The sequence below is a fragment of the Halorhodospira sp. 9622 genome (assembly GCF_022228025.1).
In the GTDB taxonomy this organism is placed as follows: domain Bacteria; phylum Pseudomonadota; class Gammaproteobacteria; order Nitrococcales; family Halorhodospiraceae; genus Halorhodospira; species Halorhodospira halophila_A.
Window position 1 is genome coordinate 157,749 of the sequence record NZ_JAJNRE010000002.1, and the last position, 14,175, is coordinate 171,923.

Genomic DNA, 14,175 nt, shown 5'->3' on the forward strand with positions numbered 1-14,175 from the left:
ACCATGCGCATCGTCGAGGCGTTCCCGCAGAACATCCGGGTCATCGAGAACCTGTGGATTCCGATGCGCGATGGGGTCCGCCTGGCGGCGCGGGTGTGGTTGCCCGAGGACGCGGAGCGCTCCCCGATCCCCGCGGTGCTCGAGTACATGCCCTACCGCAAGCGCGACTTCACCCGTCTGCGCGACGAGCCGTTGCACCACTACTTCGCCGGCCACGGCTACGCCTCCATCCGCCTGGATCTGCGCGGGACCGGCGACTCCGAGGGGGTGCTGCTCGACGAGTACCTGGAGCAGGAACAGGACGATGCGGTGGACGCCATCGCCTGGATCCGAGAACAGCCATGGTGCGATGGCAGCATCGGCATGATGGGCCTCTCCTGGGGGGGCTTCAACGCCCTGCAGGTCGCCGCCCGGCGCCCACCCGGACTGCGCGCCATCCTCACCATGTGCTCCACCGACGACCGCTACGCCGATGACGCCCACTACAAGGGCGGCTGCCTGCTTAACGAGAACCTGACCTGGGGCTCGAGTTTCTTCAGCCTGGCGGCCTGGCCACCGGACCCGGCCATCGCCGGCGCCAACTGGCGCGAACAGTGGCAGCAGCGACTCGACAGCCTGCGCCTGTTCCCGGCGGTCTGGCTCCAGCACCCCCATCGTGACGGCTACTGGCGCCACGGCTCGGTCTGCGAGGATTACGCAGCCATCGAATGCGCCGTCTACGCGGTGGGCGGCTGGTCGGATGGCTATGTCAACGCCATCCCGCGGCTGATGGCCGGCCTGAGCGCGCCGCGCAAGGGGTTGATCGGCCCCTGGCCCCATGCCTTTCCCCACGCCGCGGTGCCCGGGCCGCGGATCGGCATGTTCCAGGAGGCCGTGCGCTGGTGGGATCACTGGCTCAAGGGCATCGAGACGGGGATCATGGACGAGCCCATGCTCCGGGTCTGGCTGGAGGAGTGGGTGCCGCCCTCGCCCTACCTGGAGTACCGGCCGGGACGCTGGGTGGCCGAGACCGAATGGCCCTCGCCGCGCATCCAGGCCCGCCGGTGGCACCTGAACGTCGGCGCCCTGGCTGAGACGCCGGACGCTCCCGAGGACGCGGTGCGCGTGCGCTCGCCGCAGACCACCGGGCTCAAGGGCGGCGAGTTCTACGGCTACGGGGCCGAGGGCGAGGGCCCTCTGGATCAACGCGAGGATGACGGCAAGTCCCTGGTCTTCGACTCGGACCCGCTCCCCCGGCGGCTGGAGATCCTCGGTGCGCCCCGGGTGGACCTGGTCTGTTCCGTGGACCGCCCGGTGGCGATGGCGGTGATTCGGCTCAATGACGTCGCCCCGGACGGCACCTCGTCCCGGGTGAGCTACGGGGCGCTGAACCTCTGCCATCGCGACGGCCACGAGCAGCCGCGACCGCTCGAGCCCGGCGAGCGGTACCGGGTGCGGATCACCCTGAACGACATCGCCTACGCCTTCCCGGCCGGCCACACCCTGCGGCTCAGCATCTCCACCACCTATTGGCCCTTGATCTGGCCTTCGCCCGAGCCCGTGGCCCTGACGGTCCATACCGGGGTCAGCACCCTCGAGCTCCCGGAACGCCCGCCCAGCGCCCTGGATCGATCCCTGGCCCCCTTCGCACCGCCTGAGCGCGGCCCCGGCGCCGAACCCACGGCACTGGAGTGGGTCGATCCGCACCGGACGGTGGAACACGATCTAACCACCAACGAGACGATCTACAGCACCTTCGGCGACGCCGCCGATCTGGAGGGTGCTGCCCTGGCGCGGCTCGAGGAGATCGATCTCACCGTCGGCCACACCATCCGGCGCACCTTCCGCATCAACGAGACCGATCCCCTGTCGGCCCAGGCCCTGATCGACCTCGATGCCCGCCTACACCGCGAGGACTGGGACGTGCGGGTGACCTGCCAGACCCGCATGAGCGCTACCGCCGAACACTTCCGGGTCAGCGCCGAGCTAGAGGTCTTCGAGAACGGGGCACGCATCTTCCACCGCGACTACGACGAGTGGATCCCACGACAGCTGCTCTAGATCTGCCCCCCGAGCGGCCGCCCTGCGGCGCCGTAGCGCTCCACGGCGGCCTGGACGATCTGCCCGAGGAGTTCGGCGTAGCTGAAGCCGGCATATCCGGCCATCATCGCCAGTTTCCCCTCCGGCCCCCAGGCGGGGTGGTTGTTGAAATCGAGCAGCCGCGGCTTCCCCTCGGCATCCTCACGGAAATCCACCCGCGCATAGTCCCGCGCCCCCAGCCGCGCGAACAGCTGCCGCGCGGCCTGCTCGAGCCCGACCCGTTTGGCCTCGTCGAGTCGCGCCGGGGCGAAGCGCAGCGACCGGTAGTAGGCGGATTCGGGGTCGGTCTTGGAGCCGTAGGAGAGGATCGGCGGCAGTTCCGGGGGCAGCGCCGAATAGTCGACGACCAGCGGCGGCAGGACCGACAGCCTGGTGGCCGGGTTGCCGACCAGCCCCACCGTGTACTCCGCCCCGGGGAGGAACTCCTGGGCCAGCGCCCAGACCACCCCGGACGCGCCCAGACGACCCAGATAGGCCCGCGCCTGACGGGCGTCCCGCACCACGCAATCGGGCTCCATGCCGATGCTGCCGCAGCTGTCGTTCGGCTTGATCAGCACCGGGTAGCGCTTCGGCACCACCGGGCGCGGGTCGCGCAGATCGATGAGCCACTCCTCGGGCACCGCCACCCCCAGTCCGGCGGCTAGGGCGCGCACCGCCCCCTTGTCCCGCCCCAGCCCCATGGCCGTAGCCGTGGTCCCGGTGTAGGGGATGGCGAGCATCTCCAGCAGTGCCGGGATGCTGGCCTCGAGTTCCAGGCGGTTGCGGTAACCGTTGTCGCAGAAGTTCACCGCCAGGTCCGGCGGATGGTCACGCAGATCATCGATCAGCCGCTCGTGGTCATCGAAAACGCGCAGGCTCATTCCGGGCAGGGCCGCCAGCACTCGCTTGGCCTCCTCCGCCGCCGCCAGCTCCTCGGGGCCGATCCGTCCGTAGGGGCCGTAGGCGTAGGGCAGACGCGGGTCCCCGAAGAGGAGGCCGAGACGCAGTCCAGTCAGTTTGTTCACGGCGGGCGACCTCAACGATGGAGTTGGGGAACAGAGCGGGAACTACTTCAAGATAGCAGGCCTCCTGGCGCCGGCGGCGCATCAGGCAACTACGCTTAGTGAAGCTGCGCTGGGTCGGTCGCGCGGAGTCATCGAGGGACACGCCATGAATATCAATAAAGGCTTCTCCGCTGCGCGGCGCTTGGCGCGCAGCACGGTCTGGGCAGCGGTATTCCTGCTGACCGCAACGCTGTTCGCCACACCGGGCCAGACGGCGCAACTGGCCGATACCATCGAGCAGCTCACACCCTCCGTGGTCGGCGTGGGTACTTATCAGCCCACACGAGCGCCGCGAGTGGATTTCCGCGGCACCGGTTTCATCCTCGAGGACGGCCGCGCCGTGCTCACCAACCGGCATGTGCTCCCCAGTGAGCTTGACCGCGAGCGCCACGAACGGCTAATCGTCCTCGCGGGTGAGCCGGGGGCCCCGAGCATGCGCGAGGCGGAAGTGGTGGCCGAGAGCCCCCAGCACGACTTGGCCGTGCTGCGCATCAGTGGTACCCCCTTGCCGGCTTTGACCTTGGCGTCCGATTCGGGACACCTTCGTATCGGCGACCCGGTCGCCTATACCGGATTTCCGATCGGCATGATCCTCGGATTCTACCCAGCCACCCACACAGGTATTGTCTCTGCGAGGACGCCGCTGGCACTTCCGGTGCGCCACGGCGGCGAGCTCTCGCCGGAGCAGATCACCCGCCTCCGCCAGGCAACGGCGCCACTGGCGTTTCAGATCGACGGCACCGCCTACCCGGGCAACAGCGGCAGCCCGGTTTACGATCCGGCCACCGGAGAGGTGTATGCCGTCATCAACCGGGTCTTCGCCCAAGAGGGACGCGAGGCCGCCATGCGCCAGCCGAGCGGGATCAGTTATGCGATACCGCTTGATCTCGCAGCGCCTTTGCTGCAGGAATACCGCAACCGTTATCGTTGAAAAGTACACCCACCTCGTGCGACTGATCCCCTGGCCCCGCAAGCCGCCCGACCGTGACTCCGGCGAGGGCGACGACCCTCCCCCTCCCGGCGTTTCACTGGATCGGGAGGCCAATGAGCGCCTGGAGCAATGGTCCCGCGCCGTGCGCCGGGTGCGCATCTCCCGCTCGCTGCTCAGCCTGGCCTGGACCGCCGGCCCGGTCACCGGCCTGGGGCTGACCGGCGGCTACTGGGTGGCCTACGGTCATCCCCCCCACACCGAGCTGCTGATCTACTTCACGACCTTCACCATCCTCTCCGGCCTGATCGGCCTGCTGGCCAAGATCGTCTACGACAGCACCTGGGGGCCGGCCCAGGAACGCGCCCAGGCCGATGTATCCAGCACCATCGATCACCTCGGCGACCTGATCCTGGCCAGCCGGGATCTTCATGTGGCCGGCCTCAGCGGCCAGGCGCGGCGCAGCGAAGCAGCCCGCCAGCTCCTGCGCCGGGTTGACCTCTCACCGGCCGGGATCGGCCTGGCCTGCCAGGACCTCACCGGCGATCGCGAGCTCGGCGAGGTCCTCGCGCGTATTGAGAGCTACCGCCGCTCGGGCCTGTTCACCCGCATCCGGGACCTCAACGCCCAGCACGAGGAACTCTTCGATACCGCGTACCAGCAGATCCGGCCGGAGGCCCCACTGGCCGCCAGCGCCCTGCGCGAGCGCTTCCTCGGTGAAGTGCCCCAGCTGCGAGCCGGCATCGCGCGCAACGAGGCCTTTATCGAACGCGTACTGGCGGGTTTCGAGGAGGATAACCCGCTGCTGATCACCATGGGCGACGTGGAGGACATGCTCGGGTTGGCCTTCGAGCTGATCAACGGCCGCGAGATCCCCATCCTCACGTTCACCTACCGCGGGCGATGGCAGCTTGCCCGCGCCCTGGAGACCCTGGAGACCGCACGCAGCCGTTATCGCCTGGCCCAGGCCGCCAGCGACAACCGCATCCGCGCACTCGCCGCCTGGCTGATCGAGGCCGACGCCCTGCCCTACGAGCTGGTCCCCGAAGAGTTGCCTTCCAATAAACTGCTGGAACGCGTCATGGCCGCCATGGACGACCTGCAGATGCGCATCGACCGTCTGCAGGCCCTGGAGCAACGCCGGGCCCTGGACCGGGCCAGCCGCGAGCGCCTGGCACGCACCGCGGACACCCTGGGCACGGCGCTGTCGCTGTACCGCTCGGCCCGAGAGGCCCTGGTCACCCTAGGCACCGCCCACGCGGAACTGCTTAAGGCCACCGAGCGCTGGAACGACCTTGCCGGAACCCTGCCCGGGGATCCGCAGCGACTGCGCACCAGCCGGAGCGGCCGGGGCCTGCGCATCGTCGAGCGGACGGTCGCCCTGGACGAGGACGCCCGGCAGACCGTCTGCCAGCAGATCATGCGTCACCTGCGCGACGAAGGGCTGGAGTGGTTGCGCAGCGACGCGCAGCCCCGCCGCCCCCGCGAGCAGGTGCGCGATCTGACCCCCCACCGAGCCCGGCACCTGGCCGTTGAGACCGCGCTGGCCCTGGAACCGCACATCCAGCTCTCCCGGCCCGAGGTCCAACGCGGCCTGGGGGCCACCAACGCGAGCTACCTTGGCGGCCTCGAACCGGGCATGAGCGCCCGGGAGAAACGCGATCTCGGCGAAGCGATGGCCGCCAGCGTCGAAGAGGACCTGAGCCGCTCCGCTGAGCAGCTGGCACTTGCCCTGGTCCGCCACTACCACGTGGAACTCACCGAGGACGGGAGGCGGTTCCTGACCGAGACCTACGGCGCCCGCGAGCGGGTTCTGGCGACCATCTCCCGCGGGCAGCAGCTCAGCGAGCAGGCCAGCCAGGTGAGCCTGCTCAGCCGCCGCCCGACGCCGGTGCCGCTGCCCCGGCGCGACTGGTACCGCAGCCTCGTCCGCGCCCGACGCGCACTGCGCCGCTAGGCGCGGCGATACGGCGCACGGGGGTGCGCGCCTGCGTCCCGGCCACCCCCTGCAACACCCTTGGATTCCTGAGCCAAACTGGGAGGAGTGCCGTGTGTCCGGCCTCCGGAACCGGGTCGCCCAGACAGACATCATGGAGTCGTGTCGATGAAATGGGTAGAACAACGACTTGGTCGACGAATCCGTCGCGGGACCCTGGAGCTGCGCTATGACGACGGAGAGCAGTGCGCCTACGGGGACGGCGGCCCGCCGCACGGGGTGATGCACATCCACCGCCGGCGCACCCTGCGGCGCATCGCCCTCGATCCGGAGTTCATGCTCGGCCAGACCTACATGGACGGCGACTGGAGCCCCGGTAAAGGCGGGCTGCTCGGCGTCCTCGAGGTGCTGCTGAACAACTTCCCGCCACCACGCGCCCGCGGCGTCAAGGCCTGGCTGCTGTGGGCCGCGCGCCCGCTGCAACAGTGGAACCGGGCGGCCGCGGCGCGGCGGAACATCGCCTCCCATTACGACCTGGACGACTGGCTGTTCCAGAACTTCCTGGACGCCGATATGCACTACTCCTGCGCCTACTTCGAGGATCCGGACATGGACCTCGAGTCGGCGCAGCGCGCCAAGGCCGCCCACATCCGCCGCAAGCTGTGCCTGCGGCCCGGCGACCGCGTGCTCGATATCGGCTGTGGCTGGGGTTCGATGGCGATCCACCTGGCCCGCCATGAACAGGTCGAAGTGGTGGGCCTAACCCTGTCGAGCGAGCAGCAGCGCCTGGCGCAGGAACGCGTCCGGCAGGCGGGCGTAGCCGACCGCGTCGAGATCCGGCTGCAGGACTACCGCGACGTGACCGGACCGTTCGAGCGCATCGTCAGTGTCGGCATGTTCGAGCACGTGGGGGTGCCCTTCTACGACACCTACTTCGACACCATCCGCCGACTGCTCACCGAAGACGGTGTGGCACTGGTCCACAGCATCGGGCGCTTCAATCCGCCCGGCGTGACCAACCCATGGATCCGGCGTTACATCTTCCCCGGCGGCTATATCCCGGCCACCTCCGAGGTCATGAGTTCGGTGGAGCGCGTGGGCATTCGCACCACGGACATCGAGGTCCTCCGGCTGCACTACGCCTACACCCTGGCCAACTGGCAGGCACGCTTCCAGCGCATCCGCGGACGCGTGGCCGCTGCCAAGAGTGAGTCGTTCTGCCGCATGTGGGAATTCTACCTGGCGGTCAGCGAAGCCGCCTTCCGCTGGCGCGGCATGATGGTCCTACAGCTGCAGCTGGCGCGGCAGCAAGACGCAGTGCCTTTGACACGCGATTACCTTTACAGTGGGGAGCGCGAAGAGCGCCGATGGCCGGAGCCATCGCGGATTGCAAGCTGAGCCGTTCCCGTCGATCGGCCGGGCGCGGGGCCGGCGGCGGCGGACCATCCGCCCCAGGAGGCACGCACCATGCCCGCAACGATTGCCAACATCCTGTCCGATCAGGAGTTCTTCGAGGGGCTGGAGCGCGCCCACGTGGAGTTCCTGGCCGAATGCGCCAGCCCTCGCACCCTGGAGCGGGATGAGGTGCTGTTCCGCCACGGCGACGCCGCGCGCGCCTTCTACCTGATCCGCTCCGGTGATGTCGTGCTCGAGGTCCCGGCGATCAGCGGGCCCACGCTGGAGGTCCAGCACCTGGGGGCCGATCAGATCCTTGGCTGGTCCTGGCTGATTCCCCCGTACCGCTGGAATTTCAACGCCCGCGCCGAGGATAAAACCGAATTGCTGGAGTTCGACGGCGCTGCAATCATCGCGCGCTGCGAGGCGGATCCGGCTTTCGGATATCAGATTCTGAAACGCTTTTCGGCGCTGATGTCGAAACGATTGGATGTAGCAAGAGAGCGCATGATGGATCAGTGGAACCCCCCGGGTTTCGCCTAACATCCTGTTGCACCAAGGCAACCGATGGGCCGCGCGCAATGGTGGTTACCCGCGGGAATCAACAGGGGGCGGCCCGGAACTGCGGTTTGCGGAGGTTATCGCTCCTCGGTATTGTAACGACGGGCCGGGGGTATGATTCGCCCTGATCGGGCTTTTTCATGGAGGTGTCCAGAATGAGCGAGGACATGAACGACAAATCGACCAAGAAAACCTCGGAAACGAGCACCAAGAGCAGCACCACCAAATCCACGGGTAGCACGGCCAAGGCCGGCACCACCAAGTCCGAGAGCGCCAAGTCCGAAGCTGCCAAGTCCGGCACGGTGGAGACCGCTGCCGAGCAGGGCAGTGCCGGCAAGGGCACGAGCAGCACTGCCAGCAGCAAGGCGAGCAGCTCCGCCTCGACCACCAGCAGCTCCACAACGGCGAGCTCGGCGGCTTCCGATTCCGGCAAGAGCAGCAGCGATAGCGCCGAGGCCTTCCTCGGCAACTCCGGGCTGCCGCGCCACTTCGCTGCCGGCCTCTCCTACGTCGGCGGTCCCGTTACGGGGGCGATCTTCCTGCTGCTCGATCGCGCGGACCCGTTCGTGCGCTTCCATGCCGCACAGTCCCTGGCGATCTCCGCGGTCATCGCCGTGGTCTGGATCTGCGTGGCGATCCTCAACGCCGCCTTCGCCGGCATGCCCCTGGTGTTCTGGGTGGGTCTGATCGGCCTGCTGTTCATGGCCTTCAACGCCTTCCAGAGCAAGGATTGGGAGGTGCCAGTGCTCGGTGAGTACTCGCAGAAGCTCTCCGACAAGGTGTCGCCGGACGACGACGCCAAGTAACGGCGCCGTCGACCCCGCGTGGCACGGGACCGGGACCCCGGGACAGCCGCCTGCCTTGTGCAGGCCGGCTGTCTCGGGTTTTCCCGTTACGGCTCCCGGAAACTCAGCGGGCTGCCCGGCCCGGGGATTCGTCGCCATGACGCGCAGAGGGGATCGCCGCCTTCTTCTCCTCCGCGGTGACGTGCCAGGTGAAATCGGCAGGCTCTGTGACCGGCCACGGGTGAACCTCATACGCACCGCCCTTGCGCTGCCCCAGGCTGGATCCCGCTGTTTCGCCCGGCCGCACGGGAAATCCCCGCGGAATCAGCACATGTGCCTCTGACCCTGGCCGCGGATAGAGGGTACACCAAGCCTGTAGGAGCCGCCGGCGCCCATCCCACATCATTTCCAGGCGCCAGCGATGCCCGTCGAGCCGATCCGGCGACACGGCTGCCCGGCGCGCCAGCCAACCCCCGAGCCATCGCCAGTCTACCGCCTCGCGCAGGCGTCCGAACCAACCCGCGCCGACCTGCCGCCAGAGCGCCTCTGGCACCCCCTCGCCCCACCAGTGCAGGCCGGACTCTGTCGCCCGCCACCCGACATCCGTGTAGTGAAGCCCGGCATAGCAATGCCCCTGATCGATGACCAGCGGCTGCCCGCCGGCGCTTCCAGGTTCCCGCACCAACCCTCTCCCCGGGCCACGGGACAGCGGCAGCAACCACGGCGAACCATCAAGCTCCAGGTGTACCGGCTGCACGCCAAGGCTGCGCAGGTCCGCCTCGTGGCAACTATACCCTTGGACAGGCTGACCACCGAGGCTGATCACCAGATCCCAGCGATCGCCCCGCTGCCTGACAACACCCGCAACGTGATCGAACCGGCACCCGCCCGGTTCCGGCCACGGGTGTTCAGGCCACTGCACCTCGGTAGGCGTCAGATCAGGATGACCAGCGGCTACAGCGCACCACAGACCCGCGGCCCAGGCGTTGTAGACACTGAGATGCATATAGTGGTCCCATCCCCCGACCGCACCGGCACAACGTGCAGGCGTCAGCCAGAACAGGCCATCCGGACGACGTTGCCGTTCCAGGCGCTCGCGCATCGCGCTTGCAGCCAGACCCCACTCCCCGGCGGCCGCCCCCGCAGCGCCGTTCAGGACGGTCAGCAGGCACGCGTCGGCGTAGAGCGCGTGATTGCTCCGCCCCAGACCACCGCAATAACCCGCAGGGGTCAGGAATAGGCCGACCCACTCCAGCATCCGCCGCAGATGGGCGGCGACTTCGGCATCGGCCGAGCGGCTGTAAGCGATCCAGAGACAAAGGAGCGCCTTGAAATGGTAGGCAGGGGGCGTCGTTACCCTGGTACCTGGCCGCGACGGAAAATCGATGAACCCCCCGGCGGGGGTGCTCCAGCGTCGCACCCAATGCAGCAGCTGCCGGAGCCGACGATGCCGCTCCCGGGCGGTGGCGGCCTCCAGCAGGCGCACCGTCGCCGCGAGCAGCGCCCAGTTGTTGGAGACGTATCGCCGGCCGAGTGAGCAAGCTTCAGCAGCCCGCCGGACCCGGCGCAGATCCACCTCCGCGGCGCCAGAACTTGCAAGGGAGCGCTCGAGCAACCGCAAACCCAGGCGATTGAACGGCTCATGCCCCCGCTGGCCCTTAGGCAGCCCCTGCCAGTAGCGCAGCGGTAGACGCCAATCCCCCAGTTCCGGCCGTTCGTGGAGCGCCAGCGCCGTAAAGACTTGGCCGTAGTGCCCGGGCGGCGTCAGCTCCGCCCCACCGGGCTCGCGCAGCCCCCCGTCCGTCCGCAGATAACTCGCCAGTCCCGCCACCAGTGGCGTCAGCCAGTCGGCATCGATGGCTGGGGCCGTCATAACGTCCGCACCGGCGGTGCAACAGGACGCGGGCGGCGCTGCGCCAGGCCCTCCAGACGCTCGACCAGGGCGGGTATGCGACTCTCCCAGGCGTTAGCCCTGGCGTGAGCCAGGATCGCCCTTTGATCCCACGGCTCCCGCAGAGCCCGGAGAATCGCCTCGCGAAGCGCCCTGGCATCGCCAAAAGGCACCAACACCCCCACTGCCGGATCTCGAATAACCTCGGCATTGCCCCCCACCTCGGTGGTCACCACCGGCAGGCCACAGGCCGCCGCCTCGAGAAGCACGTTGGCCCACCCCTCGAACCGGGTCGCTAGGACGAAGACGTCGGCCGCCGAGTAGTAGGTCGACAGGTCCTTCGGTGCCACGGCCCCAACGAAATGCACCCGGTCTGCAACGCCCTGTCGAAGCGCCAGCAGCTGCAGACGCTCGGCATCATCCCCGTCAGGACTGCCACCGCCGACGGCGAGGTAGTGTAGCCGCGGCTCTCGGCCGAGCAGGGTCGGCATCTGTTCGATGACCCGGTGGAACCCCTTGCGCTCGTTCAGGGTTCCCACCGTAATCAGCACCCGCGCATCCAGGGGCAATCCCAGTGCCGAGCGGCATTCGCTGCGATCCAGGGGGCGGAATCGGGATAGGTTGACCCCGTTTGCGACCACCTCGACCTGCCACGGGGGCACCCCCATGCTCAGGGCCACTCGGCGAAGCGACCGGGAGACGGAAAACACCCGCGCGGCCGTCAGCATCGCCCGGCGGGCCAACCAGCGGCGTAAGCGGGTGCGTGAGATGCGCTGGATCGTGCCCCGCAGCGTGATGGTGTGCGGGCATCCAAACCAGCGCCCCAGCAACCAAGCCGCCACCCCGTCCGGATAGACGAAATGGGCATCGATCAGATCAAGTGCACCAGCGCGGCGCAACCGGCGCAGTACCGGCAGCGCGCCCAGGGCCAGAAATAGCCCATCTAGACCCTTGAGCATGCCCGGAAAGGAGAGGAACCGCGGGTGGTAGACAGCCACACCTGCCTGCTCTTCGTACCGCGGCACCGGCGGGCGATAGCCGGGGCGCCAGCGGCGAATCAAACCCTGCCCCGGGAACCACGGTACCGGTGCCACCACAGTGATCGGTAAGTGGGCAGCCACTCGAAACATGCGCTCACGCACGAACACCCCATAGGCCGGCTGAGCGGCATTGGGGAAGACCCGACTGAGCACGACAACACAGCCCCCCCCCGGGAGCACCCCGCTGCCGTTGCCGCCCGTCCGGGTCACAGCCCCTCCGTAACCGGCAACGAGCCACCTGCTTCCACCGCCGCGAGGACGCGCTCGGCGTTGGCCCGCCAGGTATAGCCGTGCTCCGGGATCGAGGCCGCACCGCGTTCTCCCAGCTGCCGACACCGCTGCGGGTCATCCAGGAGCTCCTCGAGGCGCACCCCTAACACCCCCCAATCCCCAGGGGGAAAGACCTCGGCAGTCACACCGGGCCGGATCAACTCGCGGATATTCGCCTGATCCGGCGCAACCACCGGGCACCCTAGGGCCAGGTACTCAAAGAGCTTGATCGGCGAGGCGTACTCGGTAACGGCGGGCTGGACGGCTATATCCAGGGCGGCGATATAGGCCGGGACCTCTTCCTGCGACACAGCCCCGGCGAAGCAGACGCGGTCCTCAACTCCCAGTTGCCGTGCCCGCGCGCGCAAATCTGGCAGCGCCGGGCCATCGCCCACAACGAGCAGACGCAGGCCAGGGTCACGCCGCAGGCGCGGAGCGAGGGCAGCCATCAAGCCATCCACGCCGTGCCAGCGGCGAACCCAGCCGACGAACCCCACCACCCGACACCCCGTTAGCCTTAACCGCGATCGCACGGACTCCCCGTCGACCCCGGCATGGAACCGGTCCTGGTCAACGCCATTGGGCATCACCAGCAGGCGTTCCGCGGGAATCCCGCGATTCTTAAGGATCTCGGCCATGGCCTGGCTGACCACCACAGTGCGCGTGGCCGACCGACAAAGGAAATCCTCGACCCGCTGCGCCAGGCCACGCAGCCAAAGGTGGCCGTGCTGACGCAGTTCCAGGCTCAGCGGTGCGTTGACCTCGAGGATGAAGGGCCGACGCACCACCCGGGCCACGCAGAGTCCTGCCAGGGAGAACAGGGCGTAGCGCTCGTAGATCAAGCCGGGCCGGTGGCGCAGCGCCTGAGCGAGCAAAACGGGCACAGCAACCGTGTTATAGGCCAGGGCGAGCAACTCGTAGAACCAGTGGGGGATGACCAAGCCGGCCAGCGAAGGCCTCGCGTCGGCCACGCCTGTGCCGGGCGGCGCACCACCCGGGGGGAACAAAGCCGCGGAGCGCCGCCTCGGCGGCCCCACCAGCACCACCTGGTGGCCCAGCTCGCGGAATGCCGCGCACAGGGCGCGGATATGGATCCCCTGTGCGTCTTCTCCCCGGGTGCGATGGTGGTACAGGATCTTCATGGCTCCAGTGCCTCACTCTCGACCCAGCGATACTTGCCGGCCGGCGTCGGCTCGATGGCCGCCACATGCTCGATGCGTACGGGCACCGGCATCCCGAGCATAGTGAGCAGGCCTTCCCGGATGCGCTGGGTGCGCGCCGCATCCCACTCCTCCGTGGTGACCAGCTGAACCTCGAGGCTGCAGTCAGCGCGCTGACGAAGGCGATACTGAATCACGCCGGGCACCTCGCGGAGGACGTAATTGGCGGCAGAGCCGTGTATCCGGCGCCCGGCACAGCCGAGCAGGAAGTCGTTCCTGCGGCCCTCGAGCAGGTCAAGGACCGGCAAAACGGAGCCGCACGCACAACCGCCGGTCCCGAGTCGCCCCCGATCTCCCACCCGGTAGCGGATCAGCGGCATGCCGTATCCATCCAGGTTGGTGACGAGCAGGTCGCCGACACCGTCGGCGTCTGCGTCGGCGACCTCCACGTAGGCGTGATCGGCGGCGATGTGCAGCGACCCCGCCGGGCACTCGTGGGCGATCAGCCCACCATCCCGGGCACCGTACTCGTTGGCCACGGGGCATTTCAGCACCTCGGCGATCGTGGCGCGTTGCTGGGGATAGAGCATCTCCGAGGTAGAAACCACCACGCGTGGTTGCCACCCCGCCACCGATTCCGGGGCCGCCGCGATATACCGGGCGACCCGGTCGATCACGGTGGGGTAGCCGTAAACCAACCGGGGGCGAAACCCTCCCAGGAAACGGGCATAGGCCTCGATGCGGCCTGGGCTCAGGTCATGGGCGGAACAGATGACTTGGTTGAGCAGGTACCGATCCTTGAATCGGCGTAAACGAGAGGAGCGGCCGAGTTCGATGGGCGACCCCCAGAAATCGACCTGCCGCTCCCCTGGATGGACGCCGTACCAGAGCCGGAAGCGCAGCTTCTGCGCGTTGTGTCGCGTCTCTTTGACCCGGTCGGTCCAGAACTGCATCGGGGTTCCCGTTGATCCGCCAGTGCTGGCGGGCAGTAGCGGCGCTGTAGGAACCTCGCTGCACAACGCCCGGCCCCGTGACCGAACCGTATGCCGTTCCAGGACCGGGAAATCGGTCAGCGCCGGGCGCGGAG

At 68.3% G+C, this 14,175-nt stretch carries 11 protein-coding genes; 6 read left to right on the forward strand and 5 right to left on the reverse strand.

The features are described from left to right. Positions 1-3 precede the first annotated feature (3 nt). Positions 4-2,040 (forward strand): CocE/NonD family hydrolase, encoded by a 2,037-nt coding sequence (locus LRG07_RS01910; RefSeq protein WP_238641646.1) that lies wholly within the window; start codon positions 4-6, stop codon positions 2,038-2,040. Here LRG07_RS01910 and LRG07_RS01915 read toward each other — a convergent pair. Further along, complete coding sequence (locus tag LRG07_RS01915; RefSeq protein WP_238641647.1) at positions 2,037-3,083, reverse strand: D-alanine--D-alanine ligase; 1,047 nt, start codon at positions 3,081-3,083, stop codon at positions 2,037-2,039. The genes LRG07_RS01910 and LRG07_RS01915 overlap by 4 nt on opposite strands. A gap of 145 nt (positions 3,084-3,228) precedes the next feature. Between LRG07_RS01915 and LRG07_RS01920 the strand changes: the two genes are divergently transcribed. From LRG07_RS01920 to LRG07_RS01940, 5 genes are all read left to right on the forward strand, one after another. Beyond that, positions 3,229-4,053 carry a S1C family serine protease gene (locus tag LRG07_RS01920; protein ID WP_201242288.1) on the forward strand — a complete coding sequence of 275 codons (825 nt, stop codon included), beginning with the start codon at positions 3,229-3,231 and terminating at the stop codon, positions 4,051-4,053. A gap of 16 nt (positions 4,054-4,069) precedes the next feature. Continuing rightward, positions 4,070-6,007, forward strand: coding sequence for a hypothetical protein (locus tag LRG07_RS01925; protein WP_238641648.1), 1,938 nt, complete (start codon positions 4,070-4,072; stop codon positions 6,005-6,007). Between the two features lie 147 nt (positions 6,008-6,154). Next, positions 6,155-7,384 (forward strand): cyclopropane-fatty-acyl-phospholipid synthase family protein, encoded by a 1,230-nt coding sequence (locus LRG07_RS01930; RefSeq protein WP_201242289.1) that lies wholly within the window; start codon positions 6,155-6,157, stop codon positions 7,382-7,384. A 69-nt stretch (positions 7,385-7,453) separates the two neighbouring features. Continuing rightward, positions 7,454-7,924: a Crp/Fnr family transcriptional regulator gene (locus LRG07_RS01935; protein ID WP_201170711.1), complete on the forward strand. Its 471-nt coding sequence runs from the start codon at positions 7,454-7,456 to the stop codon at positions 7,922-7,924. Between the two features lie 173 nt (positions 7,925-8,097). After that, positions 8,098-8,748, forward strand: coding sequence for a DUF4870 domain-containing protein (locus tag LRG07_RS01940; protein ID WP_201242290.1), 651 nt, complete (start codon positions 8,098-8,100; stop codon positions 8,746-8,748). Positions 8,749-8,851: 103 nt separating this feature from the next. Here LRG07_RS01940 and LRG07_RS01945 read toward each other — a convergent pair whose 3' ends face one another. From LRG07_RS01945 to LRG07_RS01960, 4 genes are read right to left on the reverse strand one after another with little or no spacing between them, the layout of a single operon-like run. Further along, entirely contained in the window at positions 8,852-10,600 is a 1,749-nt protein-coding gene (locus LRG07_RS01945) for a hypothetical protein (RefSeq protein ID WP_238641649.1), read from the reverse strand. Further along, positions 10,597-11,868, reverse strand: coding sequence for a glycosyltransferase (locus LRG07_RS01950; RefSeq protein ID WP_238632967.1), 1,272 nt, complete (start codon positions 11,866-11,868; stop codon positions 10,597-10,599). Before LRG07_RS01950 ends, LRG07_RS01945 begins: the two co-directional genes overlap by 4 nt. Further along, positions 11,865-13,070 (reverse strand): glycosyltransferase family 4 protein, encoded by a 1,206-nt coding sequence (locus LRG07_RS01955; protein ID WP_238641650.1) that lies wholly within the window; start codon positions 13,068-13,070, stop codon positions 11,865-11,867. Before LRG07_RS01955 ends, LRG07_RS01950 begins: the two co-directional genes overlap by 4 nt. Continuing rightward, a complete protein-coding gene (locus LRG07_RS01960; protein WP_238632965.1) occupies positions 13,067-14,041 on the reverse strand; it encodes a phenylacetate--CoA ligase family protein in 975 nt (324 codons plus the stop codon). Before LRG07_RS01960 ends, LRG07_RS01955 begins: the two co-directional genes overlap by 4 nt. Positions 14,042-14,175: the final 134 nt, after the last annotated feature.

Excerpts from the sequence above, each read along its gene's own strand:
- LRG07_RS01910 (WP_238641646.1), top strand. The coding sequence starts at position 4 with ATGCGCATCGTCGAGGCGTTCCCGCAGAACATCCGGGTCATCGAGAAC.
- LRG07_RS01960 (WP_238632965.1), bottom strand. The coding sequence starts at position 14,041 with ATGCAGTTCTGGACCGACCGGGTCAAAGAGACGCGACACAACGCGCAG.
- LRG07_RS01955 (WP_238641650.1), bottom strand. The coding sequence starts at position 13,070 with ATGAAGATCCTGTACCACCATCGCACCCGGGGAGAAGACGCACAGGGG.
- LRG07_RS01920 (WP_201242288.1), top strand. The coding sequence starts at position 3,229 with ATGAATATCAATAAAGGCTTCTCCGCTGCGCGGCGCTTGGCGCGCAGC.
- LRG07_RS01940 (WP_201242290.1), top strand. The coding sequence starts at position 8,098 with ATGAGCGAGGACATGAACGACAAATCGACCAAGAAAACCTCGGAAACG.
- LRG07_RS01930 (WP_201242289.1), top strand. The coding sequence starts at position 6,155 with ATGAAATGGGTAGAACAACGACTTGGTCGACGAATCCGTCGCGGGACC.
- LRG07_RS01935 (WP_201170711.1), top strand. The coding sequence starts at position 7,454 with ATGCCCGCAACGATTGCCAACATCCTGTCCGATCAGGAGTTCTTCGAG.
- LRG07_RS01945 (WP_238641649.1), bottom strand. The coding sequence starts at position 10,600 with ATGACGGCCCCAGCCATCGATGCCGACTGGCTGACGCCACTGGTGGCG.